This is a genomic window from Blautia aquisgranensis, from assembly GCF_040096615.1.
GTDB lineage: Bacteria > Bacillota > Clostridia > Lachnospirales > Lachnospiraceae > Blautia_A > Blautia_A aquisgranensis.
In genome coordinates this window covers 123,767-146,352 of sequence record NZ_JBBMEJ010000005.1, presented here as the reverse complement: position 1 = coordinate 146,352, position 22,586 = coordinate 123,767, and the positions used below count along the sequence as shown (strand labels likewise).

Here is a 22,586-nt window from a genome sequence, read left to right as displayed (position 1 = left end):
CAATCAGAGAGACAAAGTATAGCTCACAGAAAAAGAAGCACAAAAAGATCCCCCATCCGGCTGGGATTATTTCCGGACAGGGGATTGATTTAACATTATAGGATTCGTGTCAGATTATCAGGTTTTATTCAGTGTAGCAGATCTTATCTGCCGAGGGATTCACAGAAAGTACCTTTTACATCGCTCCAGTTCTTGTCTGCATAGTCAAGAAGATATACGGCCTGCTCCATGGACATCTCAGGGAAAAGAAGGAAGAGGCTGTGGGAACCATATTTCTTAACGATACGGTCAACATTGCGGATCCAGTCCTCAAACTCACCGGAGTAAACCTTAACCCAGATGGATTTTCCTGCTGCGATTGCTTTATCATAGATCACATCCCAGTCAGGAAGTGTTCCGTCAGGGCCGGCATCACCACTTGTCCACTGAAGAGCATCAATGCCTTCGATCTCCATCAGTGCATCCATGTGCTTAATTGCAGCCGGTCCGTCAAGGTGATACAGTACATGGTCAACATTCTCAGACTGTGTACGCAGAGACGGCTGAATATATTTACGGAAATCTTCCGGTGCCATCATTGCGGAGAAGTCACACTGTAATTTTACAGTTCTTCCCGGTCCCCAGATCTGGAATACGGTGTATGCATTACCGCCATCTTTGTCCTTGATCACATCGTAGAAACGATCATAGTACTCATAGTAAACATCGGTAACTTCCTGAATACGCTTGCCAACCTTTTCCGGCTCATCCAGAAGATCGAACAGGGTATCCTGTGCTCCTCTTAAGGATGCAAGCACATCGATGTTCTCCATCAGGTCAGGCATATCTACATAGAAATCATCTTTGGCAAGAGCACGGCAGTCTTTTGCAAGCTGAAGATGTTTCTTGAACCATTTGTTTTCAGGATCAAAGGTAAGTTTCGGAACACCATCCCAGCCATCCAGGCATTTTTTGAACCATACGGTATCTTCTTTGAATCCGATATCTGATCCAAGATATGCGGCTGTAGAACCTGGTCCAAAATCAATGTTCAGGTTCGGGAAGCTCTCACCGAGGAATGCGTGAGTATCACAGAAGTAACGGTAACGTGCTACGATACGCTCTGCATTCTGGTATTTATCCTCCATATCCTTCCAGTAAAGTTCTTTCGGCATGTTGTAATATTTACCCTGGCAGATCTGATCCAGATAGCCGCCCTCAACAGGTGTTCCATCAGAGAACTGCTCAACCTCAGGACGTCTTGCAATAACACACATCAGCGGACGGCCTGTGTTCTTATGCTGCCAGTAATTAGCAAATTTTTCTTTCGTTTCTGCCCAGTTCAGCTTGTAGCCTTCTCCCGGTCCAGGAAGTTTTACTTTACTGATATCGACTGCAGATTTATCGAATTTGATCTCTGCCGGTTTCTCTACATGAACCGCCGGAGCTTCTGGTGCTTTCTCTTCCTCTGCCGGAGCTTCCTCCTCAACTACTTCTACGTCCGGGAACTCACCGGCTGCTGCTTTTGCACAGAAGCCGGACTCTGCATATTTCTTTGCCTGCTCTGCTGCGGAAGCTGCATCCTCTGTATAAGCATCTGCGCCAATCTCATCTGCAAACTCCTGGGAAATCGGAGCTCCGCCGACCATGATCTTAATACGTGGACGGAATGGCTGTTTCAGAAGTGCTGCTACGGTATCACGGAGAGATGGCATAGTCGTTGTAAGAAGAGCGGAAAGAGCAATGATCGTCGCATCCTTATTCTCTTTTACAACCTCAATGAATCTTTCAATCGGTACATCAACACCAAGGTCGATAACCTCGAAGCCTGCACTCTCGAACATCATACCTACAAGGTTCTTACCGATATCATGAAGGTCACCTGCTACCGTACCAAGAATGATCTTTCCTGCACTTCCGGCTTCTCCAGTTGCAAGATATGGTTTCAGAACCTCAACGCCCTCTTTCATGGCACGTGCTGCCGCAAGCATCTGCGGAACAAAGATGATCTCTTTTTTGAAGTTCTCACCGACAACAGCCATGGCACCGATCATTCCGTCGTTCAGGATTGCGGTAGGATCACAGCCTGCATCCAGTGCTTCCTGAACACATTTGCCGATTTCTTTGTTCTTTCCGTTTTCTGTTGCTTTAAATACAGCCTGCATTTTTTCTTCTGCAAGTGTCAGCTCTTTTGCTTCTGCCACTGGAGCTGCTGTCTCAGCAGGTTTGTCTTTAAATTTATCGATATAGTCCAGGCAGTACTCATCTCTTTCGAGAAGTGCATTGGTCGCGTAGATCATTCCGATCATGTTTTTGTTGGTCGGATCAACGATCGCACTGTCCATTCCTGCATTCATAGCCAGTACCATAAATGCCTGGTTGATATTTTTTCTTGTAGGAAGACCAAAAGAGATATTGGAAAGACCACTTGTGATGTGGATATCCGGATACTCTGCCTTGATCTGGCGGCAGCACTCTGCAAATACGGTCAGTGCTGTCTGGTCTGTGGATAAGGTTACAACAAGCGGGTCAATGTGAAGCCTGCTTGGTGCAATATTGTACTCTTTTGCTTTTTCCATGATTCCGTGGAAAACTTTCATACGGCGTTCTACAGAATCCGGAATTCCGTCGTTGTCACAGAGAAGTGCAACACATTCCCAGTCTGTGTCTGCGATCACCGGAAAGATCGTATCGATCTTGTTTCCCTCAAGAGAAACGGAGTTTACAAGTCCCGGGCGTTTGCAGAACGGAATTGCCGCAACACAGGACTTCGCACTTGGGCTGTCCACACAGATCGGTGTATCGGTTACTTCCTGTACAAGGTCGATCATCCATTTTAATGTTTCTACCTCTACATCTTCTTCTACTGAAGCACAAACATCAAGGAATGTAGCTCCTGCCTCAGCCTGTTTCTTTGCTCTCTCTCTGATAAGATCCGCATCTCTCTCAGCGATTGCCTTTGCAACTGAAGGAATAGATCCGTTCAGTTTCTCACCAATGATAATCATGGCGTTCCCTCCTAATTATTCTGTTATATTCTCAATAATCTGCACTCATCGTTTATTAAGTGTCTTTATTTTACCGCCATGATTTTTACATAACCTCTGTTATCTGGTTGTTTTAGTATACTATTTTACGATTTTTCAGCTTTTTATTGTGTATTTTTTAACAAAAATATCCCCGTTAATCCTGAAATAGCTGCTAATTTGCCAAAAAGCAACGTCTATTTCATGAATTTAACGGGGATTTCTGTATAATTCTACGATTAACTTCCTGTAAATCTGTACTATCCTACGATTTCTGACGGTATTTATACCGCAGCAATCACCTCTACCTCACAGAGAACATTTTTCGGCAGAGTCTTTACTGCGACGCAGGAACGTGCCGGTTTATTTACGAAATATTTCGCATAAACCTCATTGAACGCTGCAAAATCATTCATATCTGCAAGGAAACATACAGTCTTAACTGCATTTTCATAGCTGGAGCCTGCTGCTTCAAGAACTGCTCCCAGATTCTTCATTACACGGTCAGCCTGCTCCTCTATCGTAGTTCCTACAACCTCACCAGTAGCCGGATCAACCGGGATCTGGCCGGATGTGTAAAGTGTATCTCCGTGAATGATTGCCTGTGAATATGGTCCGATCGCTGCCGGTGCCTTATCTGTATGTACTGTTTTCATAATGCATTCTCCTTTCATGCGCTGCTGTACTGCAGCTCGATCGCTTTTCATTTTAGCTCACAAATCATTACTGGTCAAGCTGCATGTTCAGATAATTATAAACAATGCCTGAAATATCCCGGATATGCGAAACCGCATCTTCAGCCTGACAGTCTTCTGACATGACACAGAGAATATATGTTATTTTTTCGCCATAGACAATGGCAATATCATGCTGGTCTGTGTCTGTCTCTCCTGTTTTATTGGCAATTTCCACAGCTGCAGAAACTCCTCCAGGAATCTTTGTAGTAACCTGCTGATTCAGAAGAAGGTTCAACATCGCTTCTGATGCTTCTTTTGACACACATTTTCCTCTGTAAATCTTTTCCAGCAAGCTGGCACAGTCCTTCACGGAAGTGGTGTTTCTTCCTCCCAATCCTTCATCTTTCGAGGAGGACGGACTCAGAATATGCTGTACTGATGTATCCGCATATTTATTCTCTGCAAGAAAAACGTTCACAGCTTCAGCGCCATCTTTAAATACATCGGAGGCTGTCTGTAGCCTCACCAGTTCATTAAAGGATTCGTTATCACTGACTGTGATCATATTCCACAGGAGATCATTCACTTTCGTTGTTACAGCTGGATCTGAAACATCTTTTTTCAGCTTCGCAGCTTCATTTGCAAGCACGGTATCCATATTAGCATAAGTCTGCGCCATAACAAACACCTTGATCAGACTTGCCGAATACAGAGATCTGCTGTTCAGAGAGAATTTTTCATCGTCTGTAATATCTCTTACATAAATGCTCCAGGTTCCCTCGTAAGTTCCGATCAGTTCTTCGAGTCTCGCCTGCAGACCTTTCATTCCCAGATTTCCGGTCTCTACCTTACCATCCTCATTCACAGGAAATCCCTCCGGAGTCTCACCAGCTCCTTGCACCAGTACACCATTCTCACCACCAAAATAGTAATAACCATCAAACATCTGTCCTGCAGTATTCATTTTTATTTTATGGATTCCGGTGTCTGTGATCATTTTTCCATATTTGTCAAAATAATAAAAACCATTGTAGGTTGTTTTATCCACTACAAGATTATCTATGTAGCGAGCCTGTGACGCAGCACTTAATTTACCCAGATTATTTACCATATAACAGCCATCAAAAGTGATCTCGCCGCCGCTTCCGTCATCCGACATTGACGTAAGGTTCTTGATCTGAACCATATGAGGATCTCCTGCTGTAAACTTACCACCCTCATCATGATAATAATAGCCGTCAAACACGGTTCCATTGATCACAAAATGATCGAAATAATGGACTGCCGGTGTGTTTTCTCTGGTTCCGTCCTCATTCAGGCAGTAAAATCCACTGCTCTTTAAAATATATTTCCCACTTCCATCGGGAATCGGAAGTATCTGGGACTCCTCTGTAACAGAACCAAGGCTTCCCTGTGCTGTCTGCTGTGCTCCTGCTGCCGGCACTGCCTGCGTAAGCATGGACGCAGTAAGGCAGACAGCCAGTACTCTGAATATTTTTTTCTGTCTCATATACTTCTCTTTCTTAATTCTTATCATCTGTTTCCGACTTTATCTTCGAACCTTTTTTATGTATAGGGCTCTGCAACTTTTCTATATAGATAAAGTCTCTATCAGTATACCGATTTTATCCGTTCTGTCAAGTAAACCGCTTCCAGAAAACATCCAGATCCTGTTCCACCGTATCCATTCTGCAGACGCTCCGATCCTGCCATTCCTGCGGAAATATCTCTGCATAATCGCGCCCCAGAAAACGTTCGTCCAGAAGCAGAATCACACCCTTATCCTCTTTTGTCCTGATCACGCGACCGGCTGCCTGGAGAACTTTATTCATTCCCGGATAGCGATACGCATAGTCGAAACCCGCATGATTTCTTCTGTCATAATATTCTTTCAGGATCTCACGCTCACTGCCAATCTGGGGAAGTCCTGTACCCACGATCACAGCTCCGATCAGACGCTCCCCTGTAAGGTCAACTCCCTCTGAAAAAATCCCTCCTAATACGCAGAAGCCCACCAGTGTTCCTTCTCTGCTCTGAAATTCTTCCAGAAATTCCTCCCGTTCCCGTTCTGTCATATCTGAATTCTGGCGAATACAGCGCACCCAGTCTACGGAAAATTCCTCCTCATAAACCTGATACACATCCTCCATCAGACGGTAAGACGGAAAAAATATCATATAATTTCCCTGCCGCTGCCACACACATCTGGCAATATACTCTGCAATCTTACGATACTCCCCATAGCCTCTTCTTGTATATCTGCTGCTCACATCACTGCCGATCAGTATCCGGCGGTTTTCCACCGGAAATGGTGAGCGCACATAGATACCATAGGCATCTTTTTCCGTTGTAAGCAGCTCTCTGTAATAAAGCATAGGAAAAAGTGTTGCGGAAAAAAACACGGCACTTTTTCCTTTTTTGAGATATTCTCCCAGATTTCCTGCAGGGTTTACACAAAACAGTCTCAGATGAATATCCTCATCACCACAGCACTCCGTATATACAACATAATTCTCATCTACCAGCTCTGACACGTTCAGGAAATCCCGCACTGTAAAATAGAATTCCAGAATTTCCCTGCGGAGTTCTTCTTCAAGATTCTTCTCCTCCAGTATTTCTTCCAGCTCTCCTGATATCGTAAGAAAAGTGATCGGCAGAGGTCCCGGGTTTGGAAGAACCAGGTAAGTCTTCCCCGCTTCTTCAAGGTTCTCCTTAAGCTCCAGCATCTGACGGCTGGCCTTATCCAGTGCCCTTGCAAGCTTCGGAAACGGAGTTCGTACTTTTTTTCGAAGCTTCAGCAGAACCTGACGGTACAGATCTGCGCTGTACATTTCCCGTCCACGCTCCACAAGATTATGTGCCTCATCAATCAGAAAAATATAATCTCCTGAGATATTTTCACCAAAAAAACGTTTCAGATGTACATTAGGATCAAAAGCATAATTGTAATCACAGATCACCCCGTCTGTCCACACAGCAAGATCCAGGCACATTTCAAATGGACAAACCTTCCATTTCTCTGCATGCTCTCTAAGTATTTCACGGGAATATACCTCCCTGGAAGTCCACAGTTCATAGACAGCATCGTTCACTCTGTCAAAATGCCCTTTCGCATAGGAACATTTCTCTGGGATACACTCCGGCGTATCCATAAAACACATCTTTTCCTTCGCAGTGATCACAGTTACCTTGAATTTCAATCCTTTTTCCCTTAGAATATGAAAGGCTTCCTGGGCAACCGTTCCTGTGATCGTCTTCGCTGTAAGATAAAAAAGTGTCTCCCCTTTTCCTTCTCCGATAGCACGTACCGCCGGAAAAACTGCTGACATGGTTTTTCCTACGCCTGTAGGTGCCTGCACAAACAGCGTCTTTCCACTGGAGATCGTATGGTATACGCCACTGACAATCTCGCGCTGCCCTTCTCTGTATGGAAAAGGAAATTGTAAGTCTGTCATGGACGCATTGCGCTCTCTCCTCCATTGAAGTGAATACGCGATCCACTTATGATAAGCATCCAGAAGCTCCTGGTACCAGTTCTCCAGCTCCTCCATGGAAAATTCCTCACGGAATCTCCGGGTGTCCTCTGTGTCAAGATGTGAATACGTCATCTGTATTCCGATCCTGGACAGACCTTCTCTCGCGCCGTAGATCAGACCATAACACATAGCCTGCGCCCGGTGAACCGGAACCGGTTTCTCCATTGCCTGCAGATTCCCATACGTTCCCTTGATCTCATCAATAAAGATAAGCTCTTCTTCTGTAAAGATTCCATCCGCTCGTCCCTCTACCTGAATGATCACATCCTCATATTCACTTTCTCTTTTCAGGGAAACCTCCGCCTGGTAGTCTCCTTTCATGCTTCTCTGGATTTTTCTATGAAGTCTCCCGCCTTTCAGCATGGCTTCCCTGTCACCGGAGCCCCGGCTGTTATCCAGATCTCCGCTTCGCAATATAAATTCCACCAGATTTCTCACTGAAATCCGTACTTTTGGCTTATCCATCATTTACTCCCGCCATGACATTTCCGACAATTAATACTTCTGGAAACAGCAAAAAGGACGCATGTTCTGTTTTTTCTTTCGTGAACTGCGCCCTTCCATTATCGTTTCTCTCTATCCATATTATCTCACCCTACAGCATACTTGGAAAGAACCCTATTGAAATTCTCATCCTCTCCGTAACATTTTACTGTCAATGTCTGTGTAAGATCTAAGCTGAGAAGTCCCAGAATCGACTTTGCATCGATAATAATACGATTATAAAATACATCAATGTCAAAGTTGCATCTGCTGGCTGCACTTACAAACTCCTGAGCACTTTTCTCATCCAGTTTGATCTGCTGTTCCATTGTTAACCGCCTGCCTTTCTGAAAAATTACTATGTGTTAGTTTTACACAAAAGTTAAGTTTTTGTCAATACTGTTTATTTCATGTCAGACGTTTTTCGACACAATGTACAATATCTTTTGTATTTATTCTATAAATTCTGTCATATTTGTTTGGAATTTTCTGGGAAGAAATTGCTGTTGGAGTTTAGGATTTCTCCTGGCCTCAATGGTAATGCTGTCGCAAAATGCCTTCCAGAGCTGTTCGTATTCATCGTTCTCTGTAGGCTTAGATACCTGTTCGATCTTCAGATGCACATCTCTTCGCACACTGCAGTCTTCACCGGCCGGATGAATAAGAACCTTACTTCGTTTTTCGTCGTAAATCATCCAGCTCTCCAACGGATACCGGTTCTGAAAATGCGGTCCCAGTATCTCCAGGATGTCATTCTCCGGCTTTATCTTCGAAAAAAGAACTCCTCCGCCAGCCTCCCTGAAGCGAACAAATCCCAGAAAGCGATGGTATTCATGCCACACCCTGGTGTGCATTTTAAATACGTGGTTCACGTAAGGATCTGCCAGTTCTTCCATGATATCTCTGTTACACTGTCCATGTGACAAGGCCTTCCACAATGTATGAAAAATAGCCGTTCCTTTCTCTGCATCATCCGCCACAGCACAGTAGCCGATCTGTTCCCAGGCAGTCATTCCCAGCTTATTCCATATGGAACGTATTACCTTACGGAATTTCACCGAATCAGCAGGAATCGTTTCATACCCGGCAAAAAACTCCTGTTCCCACGGTTCCCCGATACTTAAAGAAACCTCATAATAATCCCCATACTTCCAGCCATCATACACTGCTGAAAATATCCCTTCCATACTGTCCTCACAGATCAAAATCTTCTTAGGTTTGCATGTCTGGCCTGTTTCACTTACTATCATAGCTTCGGTTCCATCCTTCCACTGATCTTTTATAATGTTTGTTTTGGGAAATCAGTGATTACCCCTGCATATAATTGAATATGGACAGCTGCTCATACTGTGGCCCGGAAGTCCTGTTCTGATGTCTGTCTGCTTCCAGGAGATTTCGCACAATATAATCGGTATCCATCTTCGTCCTGTACATCATTCTTCCATTACAGGTAATAAAATACAAAGCGCGCTTCAGAACCACTCCGATCTTCTTAAGATCCGGAAAATCCAGGGCACGGGTCCGTCTGGCTCCTACGATCCGCCTGGCTGAGCGTTCCCCGATTCCCGGAACACGCAGAAGTGTATAATAATCTGCCCGGTTGATCTCCACCGGAAACTGTTCCAGATGCGTCACCGCCCAGTCGCATTTCGGATCCAGGAGCAGATTAAAGTTCGGATGTTTCTCTGAGAGAAGCTCAGAAGCCTGAAAACCGTAGAATCTCAAAAGCCAGTCTGCCTGATAAAGACGATGTTCCCGGAGAAGCGGCGGTCCCGATATAGCTGCCGGAACAAGGCTGTTATGATTCACATCTACAAAAGCAGAATAAAATACCCTCTTCAGATCAAACTGCTGATACAGTGTCTCTGCCACGGAAACGATCTGAAGATCAGTCTCCCCAGTTGCACCCACGATCATCTGGGTGCTCTGCCCAGCAGGCACAAATTTCGGAGCCTTACGATAAAGTGTCAGTTCCTCCTTATTCGCCTCTCTTCGAAGCTGGATCTGTTTCATCGGACGCAGGATCGTCCTTCGGCTCTTATTCGGTGCCAGCTTCCTAAGCCCTTCTGCAGTGGGGAGCTCCAGATTCACACTCATTCTGTCCACCAGATGTCCAAGACGTTCTACTAGTTCAGGGGAAGCTCCCGGGATTGCCTTCATATGGATATACCCTTGAAAATGGTATTGATTCCGCAGAAGTTCTGCTGTTCTGCATAATTCCTCCATTGTCTCATCCGGACTGTGCTTCACCCCGGAACTTAAAAACAGTCCCTCTATATAGTTCCGCCGGTAAAACTCCATCGTCAGTTGACAGATCTCCTCCGGTGTAAAGCTCGCCCGCTCTACGTCATTGGAACGGCGGTTAATACAATAATGACAGTCAAATACACACTCGTTCGTATATAAAATCTTCAACAAACTGATACATCTTCCATCCCCGGAAAAGCTGTGACAGATTCCCGCCGCAATACTGTTGCCCATCCCTGTCCCGTCTCCTCTGCGTTCCACACCGCTGGAGGTGCAGGCAACGTCATATTTAGCTGCATCGGTCAGTATCTTCAGTTTATCCATCAGGTTCAGATTCTCATTGATTACCATAGTCTTCTCCAAACAAACATTCTTTTTTCTTTAGGCGAATTATAGAACATATGTTTGCGCCTGTCAATATCATAAAACGGGATAAAAAACATAAAAAACACTGCAAGGTTCTGTAGATGATACCTTGCAGTGTTTTTTGTAGCCTAATATATACTTTACATTCGGAATCCGTTTCGCTTCTTCCTCATGAAAAAAATCTACGGGCAGATTTTTTTCAGATTCTGGTTAATACAAAAATATCATAAATCGCTCTGACTGCTTTTTCGAAATCGCGGTTCTCCACACCGATGATAATGTTCAGTTCACTGGAACCCTGATCGATCATCTTTACATTTACGTTGGCATGAGCAAGGGCAGAAAAGATTCTTCCCGCTGTTCCTCTCTGGGACTTCATTCCTCTTCCTACCACTGCGATCAGTGCAAGATCGGATTCCATCTCCACGAAGTCCGGCTGTACTGCACGGTGTATTCCGGCAATAACCTGCTGCTCTTTTTCCTCGAACTCATCCTGATGAACATATACAGTCATGGTATCGATTCCGGACGGTACATGCTCAAAGCTGATCCCCTGATCCTCAAATACCTGAAGAACCTTGCGACCAAATCCGATCTCGCTGTTCATCATGGATTTCTCAATATTGATGGAACAGAAGCCTTTCTTTCCTGCGATACCTGTGATCGTGAATTTCGGCTTCTTGCAGGTGCTCTCTACGATCAGAGTACCCTTGTCTTCCGGGCTGTTAGTGTTACGGATATTGATCGGAATTCCCTCTTTACGTACCGGGAAGATTGCATCCTCATGAAGAACAGTAGCACCCATATAGGAAAGCTCACGAAGCTCTCTGTATGTGATTGCCTCGATCGGTTCAGGATTATGCACGATACGCGGATCTGTTACAAGGAAACCGGAAACATCTGTCCAGTTCTCATAAATATCTGCATGGATCGCTTTTGCAACCAGGGATCCTGTTACGTCAGAGCCACCTCTGGAAAATGTCTTAACTGTGCCGTCTGCACAGGCACCGTAAAATCCCGGAATTACCGCATGCTGGCATTTGCTAAGTTTTTTGGAAAGGAGCTTATCTGTCTCCTCTGCTTCCAGGTTGCCGTTCTTATCAAAACGAATTACAGAAGCTGCATCTACAAAATCATATCCAAGATATGCTGCCATGATCTTTCCGTTGAGGAACTCTCCTCTGGATGCCGCATACTGGATTCCTGCCTGTGCGCGGAAATCCTCCTCGATCTTCTTAAACTCATCCTCGAGAGAAAGAGTCAGCCCAAGACCTTTGATGATCTCATAATATCTCTCTTTGATCGCTTTGAGCTTATCGGAAAAATCTTCTCCATTGGAAGCTGCTTCATAGCAGCCATAGAGCATATCTGTTACTTTAATATCCTCATCAAATCTCTTACCCGGAGCTGACGGAACTACATAACAGCGACTCTCATCGCTGCGGATGATATCGCCAACCTTCTGGAACTGCTCTGCATTTGCAAGAGAACTTCCACCAAATTTAACAACTTTTTTCATGAATAACACCTCTCACCTGTAATTTCGATGCTGCCATCTGAAATAAACACAGCATCCTGACTTCCAGCGCTACTTTTTTGTGATTCACTGCAACGCTTTACCGCAGAAACCTACGGCTATTTTATTGAAAAACTCATCATTTTGCAAGTCTTTCTGCCACATTTCCGCAAAAAAAGTCAAATTATACAAGAGAAACGTGCCATCCGGCTCATTTCTTATGCACAGTACTGTTTCAGAATATTCTCAAGAGCTGCAGCGCTGCTTGTGTGGCAGCGGCACACAGGAATGGATTTTTTCTTTGCCTCTTCCACTGCACAGTTCACCATTTTGTGAGAAACTGTGCTTGTGAACAGGATCATCAGATCCGGCACACCGATCTTTTTCTTCATGGCTCCTTTTTCCTTGGCAAAAACCTTCGCCTTACATCCAAAGCCTTTACAGATATCCTCATACTGACATACCATTCTTTCATTACCGCCTACAATTACAACGCTCATAATTCACTCTCCTTTGATTCTTAAACTTTTTATTATATGGTTATTCTGATCTAACTCTTGGCCTAAAATTTCGAGTTAGCATTCGCTAACTCTATATTCATAATACCATGGCTTAAAAAGTTTGTCAAAGGTAATTTGAGATTTTATTTATTTTTTATATTCTGTGACACCGCACACGGTCAGCACTTCATCCCGCACCCGGAAATGTATATCCATTCCGGCAAAAGGCATTCCATATACACGTTCCGGATCCTTCTGATAAGCAGGTCTTGGATCTTCACGCAGAACTCCCTTAAGTGCCTGCAACTTTTCCTCCGGAATCATACTGTTCCAAGGTTCCGGAATCTCCACCTTCAAAAAACGCTGCTCCACCTTTTGGGCAAAGCCGCCTGTCGCTTCCGGATGACAGTCCGCAGCCGGAATATATGGCTTGATATCATAGATCGGCGTTCCATCCATGAGATCTGCACCGGACACAACAAGTACCGGTCCATTCTGACTGTCCAGTTCAATATGCTCCAGCTTCACGCTGGAAAGCCCAAGCGCATTCGGCCGGAACGGTGACCTGGTAGCAAACACGCCCATTCTCTCATTTCCGCCAAGCCGTGGCGGCCGTACCGTAGGGGACCAGCTCTCACGCACAGCCTCTGAGAACTCCCAGATCAGCCATATATGTGAAAAATCCTCAAGCCCTTTCACTGCCTCTCTTACCCGATATTCCGGTTCAAATACGATCCTAGCTGTCAGTTCTTCCACGCGCCCGCTCTGGCGCGGAATTCCAAACTTCGTAGGAAAATCGCTCTGTATTCTTGCAATTATTTTCATAATCTGTTTTTTTCCACCGGAACTGCGGCTGTTTTACAGCACAATTCCGGCGGAAACTCCCTGCTATTTCTTAATAAATGCCCGTAATCATTTACTTCTCACCGACATCTGCTGCTTCTTTATCTTCCCGGATCAGTCGACGCATAGCATCAACTGTCACACGTATCGCCAGATCTGTATCCCGGGCCTGAGGGTTATCCAGTCCCTTCTTTGCCCGCTCCTGATTACCCAGTACAAGAAAAGCTGAACCAAAGCGTACACGAAGGTAACTTGCCACAGTCATTAACGCAGCGGACTCCATCTCTGAGGCCAGGCAGCCCAGACGCAGCCAGGCTTCCCATTTATTCTCCAGCTCATAGCTTACCGGCTTGGTCTGCGGAGAATGCTGTCCATAGAAGGAATCCTTACACTGAACAACACCTGTATGATATTTTGCTCCCAGAGCCTTCGCTGAAGCAGCCAGCGCATTGGCTACCTCCAGACTGGCAACTGCCGGAAATTCGATCGGCGCATACTCGCGGCTGGTTCCTTCCATACGGATTGCACCGGTAGCAACCACAATATCGCCACCTTTTACATTCAGATCCATTCCGCCGCAGGTTCCCACACGAAGAAATGTATCCGCCCCGCACTGAACCAGCTCTTCCATGGCGATCGCTGCCGAAGGACCTCCGATACCGGTGGAAGTGACGCTGACTTTTTCCCCATCCAGATATCCCGTATAGGTAACAAATTCCCTGCTGTCTGCCACAAGCACCGGATCATCAAAATACTTCGCGATCTTCGCACAGCGCTTGGGATTTCCCGGCAGGATCACATATTTCCCAACCTCTCCTGGTGCAACCTGGATGTGATATAATTTTCCATTGTCTGAATATACCATAAAAAACCTCCCGTTAAATAAACCGGGGCAGCTTCTACAGTGTCTCATTCATGCTTCCTGTTCTGTACCCCGTTAAGTCCATTGTAACATATGTAAAGCCGTATGTCTTAAATTCTTTTGTAATCTTTTCCCGGTTTTCAAGAATTTTTGAGAATTCCTCCGGCATCACTTCAATACGTGCCATCATTCCATGAATCCGCACACGGACCTGATGAAATCCCAGATCCAGAAGCAGCTGTTCTGCTTTATCAACCATGGAAAGCTTTTCTCTTGTGATCTCCTCCCCATAGACAAATCTGGAGGAAAGGCAGGCAAAAGACTGCTTATCCCATGTAGACAGCCCAAGCTCTCTGGATAAAATACGGATTTCTTCCTTATTAAGCTCCGCATGGCGAAGAGGGCTGGTCACGCCAAGCTCTGCCACTGCCTGTAGCCCCGGTCTGTAATCTCCGTTATCATCCATATTGGAGCCTTCTGCAATATACACCAGCTTCTGTTCCTTCGCAATGTCTATGATTTTCTCAAACAGCTCATGCTTGCAGATATAACACCGGTTCTTCGGATTATGGGAAAAGCCCTCGATATCCAGCTCCTCGGATTCACAGACAAAGTGACGGATTCCTTCTTTTTCGCAGAAGCGCATCGCCTGTTTAAGCTCTCTCTCCGGAAAAGAACAGGATCTTGCCGTTACCGCGATTGCCTTGTCTCCCAGGGTATCATGTGCCACTTTCAGAAGATATGTGGAATCCACACCTCCGGAAAAAGCCACTGCCACACTTCCAAGCTCCTGAATATAAGTCTTCAGCTCTTCCTGTTTTTTTAATACTTCCTGCAAATTTTTATCTGACATCGTTTCACCTCTTCTAAATCATATTTATCCAAACAAATTATCATACTTTTCCTATCTAGTCAATATGATTTTCTTGATACTCCTTAATTTTCCAGACCCCAACTGCTGTCATAAGCTTTTTTATAAGCGCAAAAAACCGGCTATATAAGTTTCTTGTTACTTATATAGCCAGCCTCTCCTCTATTACAGCCATCCGGAAATTATCCGGCAAATGATCCGTGGCTGTCTGTTTATATTCTTATATGATCTGTATATTTTTGCAGTCTCTATATTCTCTTGAACAATTTTCTGTAAGAATAACAGCCTCGTCAAAAGAAAAAAATGTCACAGCACTGATCAGACCGAATTTGGAGCTGTCTGATACCACATAACGCTCCAGGCACTGTTCCATGGCTGTGCGCTTGACCAGAGCCTCATTGGCTTCCGGAGTAGTAAAACCTTCTTTCTGAGTCATTCCGTTCGTTCCGAAAAAACCCTTTGTAAAATGATAATTCTTAAGCATCTGCATGGCCTGGCTTCCAATTACTGCTTCCGTGGAGCCTTTCAGCTCACCGCCAACCAGAAGTACCCGCTCTCCCATCTGCGCCAGCGTTCTGGCATGGGACACACCGTTCGTCACAAAAGTTGCCCTGGAATCATTCAGATGCTCCAGCATATATCCTGTAGTAGTTCCTGCATCCAGATACACAAAATCCTCCGGCTTTATCAGCGACGCTGCATAGACTGCGATCTTCTTTTTTTCTTCTGTATTCAGCTCAGATTTCTGTGCCACTGTGGGTTCATAGGCATTCACTTTTTGCTCCAGAGCCACGGCACCGCCAAAAACCCTGGTAAGCTTTCCAGCCTTATATAGTGCTGTAATATCCCTGCGTACTGTGGATTCCGATGCCTCCAGAATATCTTTCAGCTCTGTCACAGTTACACTGTTTTTTTCTCTGAGAAGCCCGAGAATGATCTCATATCTCTGCTCTGTCAGCATAACCATCCTCCTTAAAAAAGACACCCCGATCATGCGACCGGGATGTCTTGTCTCTTATTCTTCCATTCAGGAATTACAGGTTCTCCTGCATGAATTTGCTTACTGCCTCGTATGCTGCATCCTCATCTGCACCGTCGAATGTAAAAGTAACCTCATGGCCTTTCTTTACGCCAAGTCCCATCAGTGCGAGAAGTTTTCTGCACTCTACTGTCTTGCCGTCTTTCTCAATTGTGATCTTGGACTCGAATCCTTTTACAAGTTTCACAAGCTCTCCGGCCGGGCGTGCATGGATTCCTTCGTTATCTGTTACTACATACTTGAATTCTTTCATTTCTTTATCCTCCAAATTTTTATTTTTTAAGTTTTAAGAGACTTTTTTCTTCAGGACTCCAAGGAGTACTGCTGAGATCAAAGTTCCCACAACAAGCGCAACCAGATACATCAGTGCGTTCCCTACCACAGGGAATACGAAGATTCCGCCGTGAGGTGCCATTAATGTACAGTTGAAAAACATGGAGATTGCTCCAGCTATTGCGGAACCAACAATACAGGACGGAAGTACATGAATCGGGTCAGAAGCTGCAAAAGGAATCGCTCCCTCTGTGATAAATGCAAGTCCCATGATAAAGTTGGTCGGACCAGCTTCCCGCTCTTCTTTTGTAAATTTGTCTTTAAACAGCAGAGATGCAAGTGCGATCGCACATGGAGGAGTCATACCTCCTACCATAACTGCTGCCATGATGTCATAATTGCCTGCTGCGATTGCAGCTGTACCGAATACATACGCTGCTTTATTGAAAGGACCGCCCATATCAATGGCCATCATACCGCCAAGAACCAGTCCTAAAATTACTTTACTTGAATTTCCCATGCCTGTCAAGGCATTATTTAATCCTGTGTTGATGCCACCCATGATCGGCTCAACAATAAAAGTCATGCAAAGTCCCATAAGAAGGACACCAACAACCGGATAGATCAGTACAGGAGCAATTTTTTCCAGAGCTTCCGGAAGCTTATCACAAACTTTGCGAAGTCCCAGGATCAGATATCCTGCAAGAAAACCTGCAAGCAGCGCTCCGAGGAAACCGGATTTTCCATTGGCTGCGATCATACCGCCTACAAGGCCAACTGCAAGTGCCGGTCTGTCACCGATTGCCATTGCAATAAAGCCGGCCAGTACAGGAAGCATAAATCCAAATGCTGTATCACCGATGCTTTTAAGTACAGCTGCTACCGGTGTAATAGTACCGAAATTTGCTCTCTGGTCTGCTGGAAGAGAATTCAGATCCACACACAGACCATCGATCAGAAACGCAATGGCGATCAGAATACCGCCACCCACAACCAGCGGAAGCATATGGGATACGCCATTCATCAGCTGCATATAGATCTTATGTCCGGCTCCGCCGCCTGCCTTCGTCGTGGAAGTGCTCTGGCTTCCTGCTGTCGCATGATATACCGGTACATCTCCGGAAATGGCACGTTCAACCAGCTGATCTGCTTTGCTGATACCATCGGAAACCTGACATTCGATCAGTTTTTTTCCATCGAAACGATCCATCGGAACCTTGGCATCTGCTGCCACGATGATGCAGTCTGCCTCCTGGATCTCCTGATCAGTAAGTACATTTTTCGCTCCGCCGGAGCCTCTTGTTTCTATTTTAATGAAGCAATCCTTCGCCTTTGCTGCTTTTTCCAGTCCTTCTGCTGCCATGTAGGTGTGGGCAATACCTGTGGGGCAGGAAGTCACTGCCAGCAGTCTGGCTCTGGCTCCTTCGGAGCTGCCTGTATCTGCAAGTCTCTCGTCGATATCTTTTTTCTCATCATCTGCTTTATCGATAATCTCTATAAACTCATCTACCGATTTCGCATTACGTAAGGATTCCGTAAAATTATCGTCCATCAGCATAACGGACAGCTTGCTGAGAACATCCAGATGAATGTTATCCTCTGTGTTCGGTGCCGCGATCAGGAAAAGCAGTGTTACCGGCTCATCATCCAGTGCTTCAAATTCCACGCCGTTTTTTACTACCATGGCTGCAAGTCCCGGCTTCTTTACTGCGTCACATTTTCCATGAGGAATGGCAATTCCGTCGCCGATTCCCGTTGTACTTTCTTCTTCTCTTAAGTATACCTGTTTCCGGTACGCTTCTCTGTCGCTGATCTTCTCACTTTTCACCATAAGATCTACAGCCATATCCAAAGCCTCGGATTTGCTCTTCGGTGCTGCATCCAGTGAGACACTTCGCTTATCAAGCAGATCTGTGATTCTCATTTTCCCTTCTCCTTTCCCGTTTACTCCTCTGTTACCTGTTTATATACCGCCTGAATTTCTTCCTTTGCGGCAAGATTTTCAGAAAATGCACTCGCGCTTCCCGCAGAGATTCCCATATGGAAAGCATGCTCGTACTCCTGTCTCTCCATCCAGCCTGCCATAAAGCCTGCTACCATGGAATCGCCTGCTCCAACACCGTTGATCAGTTTTCCCTTCGGTGCCGGTTTTTCAAATACCTGGCCGTTTTCTGCCACCAGGACTGCACCTTCGCCTGCCATGGAAATCAACACGTTTCTGGCTCCTTTTTCCTGAAGCTTTTTTCCGTAAGGGATCACATCCTGACGGGTCTTAAGCTCTACGCCAAAAATTTCTCCCAGCTCGTGATTGTTTGGTTTCACAAGGAACGGATGGTATTTCAGCACATTTACAAGAAGATCTCTCGTCGCATCCACAACGATCATCACGCCTCTTCCATCCAGCCGCTCCATAATCTTCTCATACATATCATCCGGCATGGAGGAAGGAATGCTTCCTGCGAGAAAAAGTACATCTCCTTTTTTTAATGTATCAAGCTTCTCCATCAGCTCCTGGACTTTATCACTGCTGATCTCAGGTCCCATTCCATTGATCTCGGTTCCATCAATGGATTTCAGTTTCACATTGATCCTTGATACTCCTTCGGAAATTCCGATAAAATCGGAATTTACTCCCATTTCCTCAAGTCTTCTTACAATCTCATCTCCAACGAATCCTGCCATAAAACCAAGTGCTGTATTTTCGATTCCGAGATTCTTAAGCACTATGGAAACGTTGATTCCTTTTCCGCCCGGAAGCATCAGCTCGGAACTGGTTCTGTTGGTAAGACCCAGTTTAAAGTCTTCCACGGAAATGATATAGTCCAGAGACGGATTAAAAGTTACTGTGCAGATCATTTCTTTCCTCCCATATTTGTTATTCTGCAGTTTTTTGACCGCTTTTTTCTACCTCTCATTTGTTGAACTTAGTATACATTCAAAATCGTCCAAAGTCAATCAAACTACTCCACAAATTTTCTGATCGTTTTTGGTTGATTTTGCACAAAAAAAGTGCGTTAACTGTATTTTTTCCAGTTATACGCACTTTCATTCAAGATATTTCTGTCATATTCGTTTAAACCATTCATATTCTGTCATATCGTTTTTTCTGTCACAACGATTTTCTCTGCCTTATTGTTTCAGCGATCATATTACGGTACTTTGCCATCAGTTCCCTGGTTATCTTATCTTCTTCAAAGTAAACGCTCCCGATCTGCCGCACGGGCATGATTCCCATCAAGGAATTGGTCACAAAGCATTCCTGATACCATTTCAGGTCCTGAACATAGATATCCGTTTCCTCCACCTCTTCTGTCTCACAGATATATTCCCGTAGAATCCCCGGAAGAAGTCCGCAGCTGATTTCCGGCGTACAGATCACGCCTTTTCGTACAAAGAAAATATTGCTGACTGTTCCTTCTGCGATCTGCCTTTTTGTATTGAGAAATATCCTCTCATCTACACCTGCTGCCGTCGCATTTCTCTTTTCCAGAGTGCAGTCCCCGTAATTCATAGTTTTGTGATATACAAGAGGTGATGTCTCGTTTCTTTTCACACTGCTGATATCCATGCAAAAACCTTTCTCATATTTCTCCGGTGTATAATGATTGGCCCGGAGCAAAAAAACTGCATTTTCTTTCGTGAGCATAAGCTTCAGTGCACAGTGCGTGAGATTCCCGAATTCTTCCTGGATCTCTTTTAACTCTGTCTGCTCTTTCAGATACTCCCGGATCTTTTCTTCTGTGATTCCGCGTTCATTCAGATCACCAAGTTTCAGAAAATCTGCTGCACGGCTCAACCGTTTCAGATGTTTTTCCAGAAGTATGGGTGTTCCTTCTTCGATTCCGATTGTCTCAAAAGCTCCCAGACCGAACTGAAAGCATTCATCTAATTTTACGTTCATTTTGGCTTCTCCTTACTGCAACGCATCCAGTATCGCTCTGGCTTTCTGCAGGGTTTCCTCGTATTCAAATTCCAGATCCGACTCCGCCGTGATCCCACCGCCTACTCCCAGATGATATTTTCCGTTTTTATGAAGTGCTGTTCGGATCACGATGTTGAAATCACAGCTTCCATCCAATGTCAGATAACCGATGGAGCCTGTGTAAAGATTTCTTTTGCCATGCTCTGATTCGTCAATAATCTCCATAGCACGGTATTTCGGAGCACCTGTGATCGAGCCACCCGGAAATGTGGCTTCCAGAAGATCCATCACATTTTTATCCGCTTCAAGTGTTCCCTCTATATCAGACACCAGATGAAAAACGGTCGCATAGGTCTCTACTGTAAAAAGCTCTGTAACCTTTACACTGCCAGGCTTGCACACCCGGTTCAGATCATTTCGTTCCAGATCTACGATCATCAGAAGCTCGCTTTTATCCTTCCCGGAATCTGCAAGCTCCTGGCGAAGTTGCTCATCCTCCTCCGGCGTTGCACCACGCTTTCTTGTTCCCTTTATGGGACGCGTATTTACGTGATGGTCTTTCATCTTCAGGAAACGCTCCGGAGACGCACAGACGATCTGATAATCTCCGAAATCCAGATATCCGCCAAACGGAGAAGGATTATTTTTCCGCAGATCATAAAAAACATCCAGCGGTGGCTTTTCGCTTTCTATGGTCAGCTGCTGTGTCATATTGGCGATATAGATATCTCCTTCGATAATATAACGTATCATCTTGTCTACTGCACGTTTATATTCTTCCTTTTCAAAATTCGGATGAACCTGAATCTCATATTTTTTATCTGAATGAGCTTCTTCTTCCTTTGCATTTCCGTTGCAGTTTTTTCTGCCGGATTCTGACGCCTCCAGAATTTCCTTCTCCATCATCTGAATTTCGGTTTCCGCGTCTCCGCTGATTCCATTGGACACAAGATAGGTCCGTTTTTCCCGGCAGTCTTCCACAATAAAACAGTCATAAAACGTCAGAACCGCTTCCGGGATCGTCACAATGTCTGATTCATTACTTGGAACACCCATCTGTTTTCTTCCGTAATCATAGGAAAAATATCCCACAGCTCCGGATACGATCGGCAATTCACTGTCGTTTTTGTCAAAATGCGTATTTAAATATTCCCGCATGTATTGTTCAAAAGTTTTCTCTGTTTCCTCTTTTCCGTTTACGGTAAAAATATTTCCATCTTTTATAAGTTTCAGATACGGGCATTTTCCGATCACAGAATACCGTCCCAGTTCATTAACCAGAGAAGAATCCAGAAATGCTGCCTCTGGCTCTTTTTCATAGATCCTGAAGATTTCCGCTGTGGGAACATATGGGGTTAGTTCTTTTATGATGCGTTGTTTTCTGTACATTTTTATCTCCTGTGTGTTTTATTCTCGATTCACTGCTTTCTTTTTCGATCAGGCAGTTTTTTCCCGAACCAGCACTTCTTTTTCTTCCCGGAATTTCTCCGCAATTTTACAGAAATTTTCAAGAAGCTCGTGACCATACTCCGTGAGAACCGCCTCCGGATGAAACTGTACACCATACAGTGGAAGTGTTTTGTGGGAGATTCCCATGACTGCTCCATTCTTAGAAACCGCATCCACCTGATATTCTTCCGGAAGACTTTCTCCACGGACAATAAGGGAATGATACCTTGTCACCTTAAATTCTTCCGGCAGACCGGCAAAGACTCCGGTTCCATGATTGCGGATCTCTGTCACTTTTCCATGCATGGGGCGTGTTCCCTTTTCTACCACGGCACCTGCACAGTGCCCCAGCACCTGATGTCCCAGACAGACTCCAAGGATCGGAATCCTGCCCTGAAATCTTTTTACCGTCTCCACACAAAGTTCTGCATCCCAGGGACGTTTCGGTCCTGGAGAAAGAATGATTCCCTCCGGATTCAGCTCCTCCAGCTCTTCCAGTGTGATCTCATCACAGCGTTTCACCAGAATCTCCCGTCCCAGCTCCTCAAAATACGCCTTTAAGTTATAAACAAAAGAATCAAAATTATCTATCATTACATACATACGTTTCTCTCCACCTTTAAGTTAATCGAATATTCGCCATGCAACTCTGCTTCAAATAAAAAAGGGATAACGAAAGGCATGCCAAAAAACATGCACAGTCGTTATCCCTTCTACGGTCCGTAATCTGTACGTTCTTATTATCTGATCACTGTGATCTTATTATTTCTGATCCTTGGTCTCCTCATAATGATGGATGTCTGCCAGTACTACGTTTACGTCAAGTCCGTGTACCATGCATGCCTCCTCAAGAGACTCACCGATGGATGACGGGCATCCGATGCAGTGCATTCCTTCCTGCATAAGGATGTATGCAATCTTCTCATCGTATGCGAGCATCTCGCCCATTGTTGTTTCCTTTGTGATTTCCATGATCTATATTCTCCCTTCTGGATCT

20 protein-coding genes are annotated in these 22,586 nt (G+C 44.9%); all 20 read right to left on the bottom strand.

The annotated features are described in order from the left end of the window. Positions 1-143: 143 nt before the first annotated feature. The 20 genes from WMO28_RS06030 to WMO28_RS05935 all read right to left on the bottom strand — a co-directional run bounded on the left by WMO28_RS06030 (position 144) and on the right by WMO28_RS05935 (position 22,561). Positions 144-2,987: a cobalamin-dependent protein gene (locus WMO28_RS06030; protein ID WP_349056365.1), complete on the bottom strand. Its 2,844-nt coding sequence runs from the start codon at positions 2,985-2,987 to the stop codon at positions 144-146. A 302-nt stretch (positions 2,988-3,289) separates the two neighbouring features. Beyond that, positions 3,290-3,661: a RidA family protein gene (locus tag WMO28_RS06025; RefSeq protein WP_180215113.1), complete on the bottom strand. Its 372-nt coding sequence runs from the start codon at positions 3,659-3,661 to the stop codon at positions 3,290-3,292. A 67-nt stretch (positions 3,662-3,728) separates the two neighbouring features. Next, positions 3,729-5,192: a serine hydrolase gene (locus tag WMO28_RS06020; RefSeq protein ID WP_349056363.1), complete on the bottom strand. Its 1,464-nt coding sequence runs from the start codon at positions 5,190-5,192 to the stop codon at positions 3,729-3,731. A 127-nt stretch (positions 5,193-5,319) separates the two neighbouring features. Beyond that, entirely contained in the window at positions 5,320-7,686 is a 2,367-nt protein-coding gene (locus tag WMO28_RS06015; protein ID WP_349056362.1) for an ATP-dependent DNA helicase, read from the bottom strand. A gap of 122 nt (positions 7,687-7,808) precedes the next feature. Beyond that, complete coding sequence (locus WMO28_RS06010) at positions 7,809-8,030, bottom strand: HPr family phosphocarrier protein (protein WP_178641025.1); 222 nt, start codon at positions 8,028-8,030, stop codon at positions 7,809-7,811. Positions 8,031-8,153: 123 nt separating this feature from the next. Beyond that, on the bottom strand, positions 8,154-8,951 hold the full coding sequence (locus WMO28_RS06005) for a TIGR03915 family putative DNA repair protein (protein WP_349056360.1): 798 nt from the start codon (positions 8,949-8,951) through the stop codon (positions 8,154-8,156). 58 nt (positions 8,952-9,009) lie between these two features. Next, positions 9,010-10,299 (bottom strand): putative DNA modification/repair radical SAM protein, encoded by a 1,290-nt coding sequence (locus WMO28_RS06000; protein ID WP_178641021.1) that lies wholly within the window; start codon positions 10,297-10,299, stop codon positions 9,010-9,012. A gap of 214 nt (positions 10,300-10,513) precedes the next feature. Beyond that, positions 10,514-11,833, bottom strand: coding sequence for an aspartate kinase (locus tag WMO28_RS05995; RefSeq protein ID WP_349056359.1), 1,320 nt, complete (start codon positions 11,831-11,833; stop codon positions 10,514-10,516). Between the two features lie 215 nt (positions 11,834-12,048). Beyond that, positions 12,049-12,330 carry a DUF2325 domain-containing protein gene (locus tag WMO28_RS05990; RefSeq protein WP_015525835.1) on the bottom strand — a complete coding sequence of 94 codons (282 nt, stop codon included), beginning with the start codon at positions 12,328-12,330 and terminating at the stop codon, positions 12,049-12,051. Between the two features lie 147 nt (positions 12,331-12,477). Next, on the bottom strand, positions 12,478-13,155 hold the full coding sequence (gene tsaA, locus WMO28_RS05985; protein WP_349056358.1) for a tRNA (N6-threonylcarbamoyladenosine(37)-N6)-methyltransferase TrmO: 678 nt from the start codon (positions 13,153-13,155) through the stop codon (positions 12,478-12,480). A 91-nt stretch (positions 13,156-13,246) separates the two neighbouring features. Then, positions 13,247-14,038, bottom strand: coding sequence for a uridine phosphorylase (udp, locus tag WMO28_RS05980; RefSeq protein ID WP_349056357.1), 792 nt, complete (start codon positions 14,036-14,038; stop codon positions 13,247-13,249). Positions 14,039-14,072: 34 nt separating this feature from the next. Next, on the bottom strand, positions 14,073-14,888 hold the full coding sequence (gene larE, locus WMO28_RS05975; protein WP_349056356.1) for an ATP-dependent sacrificial sulfur transferase LarE: 816 nt from the start codon (positions 14,886-14,888) through the stop codon (positions 14,073-14,075). 238 nt (positions 14,889-15,126) lie between these two features. Continuing rightward, positions 15,127-15,867 carry a DeoR family transcriptional regulator gene (locus tag WMO28_RS05970; protein ID WP_178640988.1) on the bottom strand — a complete coding sequence of 247 codons (741 nt, stop codon included), beginning with the start codon at positions 15,865-15,867 and terminating at the stop codon, positions 15,127-15,129. A 73-nt stretch (positions 15,868-15,940) separates the two neighbouring features. After that, the gene (locus tag WMO28_RS05965; protein WP_015525831.1) at positions 15,941-16,198 is read right to left on the bottom strand and encodes an HPr family phosphocarrier protein; all 258 of its coding nucleotides are present in this window, start codon (positions 16,196-16,198) and stop codon (positions 15,941-15,943) included. 33 nt (positions 16,199-16,231) lie between these two features. Further along, positions 16,232-18,142, bottom strand: a complete 1,911-nt coding sequence (locus tag WMO28_RS05960; protein WP_178640982.1) for a fructose-specific PTS transporter subunit EIIC — start codon at positions 18,140-18,142, stop codon at positions 16,232-16,234. A 20-nt stretch (positions 18,143-18,162) separates the two neighbouring features. Continuing rightward, complete coding sequence (pfkB, locus tag WMO28_RS05955) at positions 18,163-19,074, bottom strand: 1-phosphofructokinase (RefSeq protein ID WP_349056355.1); 912 nt, start codon at positions 19,072-19,074, stop codon at positions 18,163-18,165. Positions 19,075-19,327: 253 nt separating this feature from the next. Further along, on the bottom strand, positions 19,328-20,119 hold the full coding sequence (locus WMO28_RS05950; protein ID WP_349056354.1) for an aminotransferase class IV: 792 nt from the start codon (positions 20,117-20,119) through the stop codon (positions 19,328-19,330). A 12-nt stretch (positions 20,120-20,131) separates the two neighbouring features. Then, positions 20,132-21,529 carry an aminodeoxychorismate synthase component I gene (gene pabB / locus WMO28_RS05945; RefSeq protein ID WP_349056353.1) on the bottom strand — a complete coding sequence of 466 codons (1,398 nt, stop codon included), beginning with the start codon at positions 21,527-21,529 and terminating at the stop codon, positions 20,132-20,134. A gap of 48 nt (positions 21,530-21,577) precedes the next feature. Next, positions 21,578-22,192 (bottom strand): anthranilate synthase component II, encoded by a 615-nt coding sequence (locus WMO28_RS05940; protein WP_349056352.1) that lies wholly within the window; start codon positions 22,190-22,192, stop codon positions 21,578-21,580. A 159-nt stretch (positions 22,193-22,351) separates the two neighbouring features. Next, positions 22,352-22,561, bottom strand: a complete 210-nt coding sequence (locus tag WMO28_RS05935) for a DUF1858 domain-containing protein (protein WP_178642832.1) — start codon at positions 22,559-22,561, stop codon at positions 22,352-22,354. Positions 22,562-22,586: the final 25 nt, after the last annotated feature.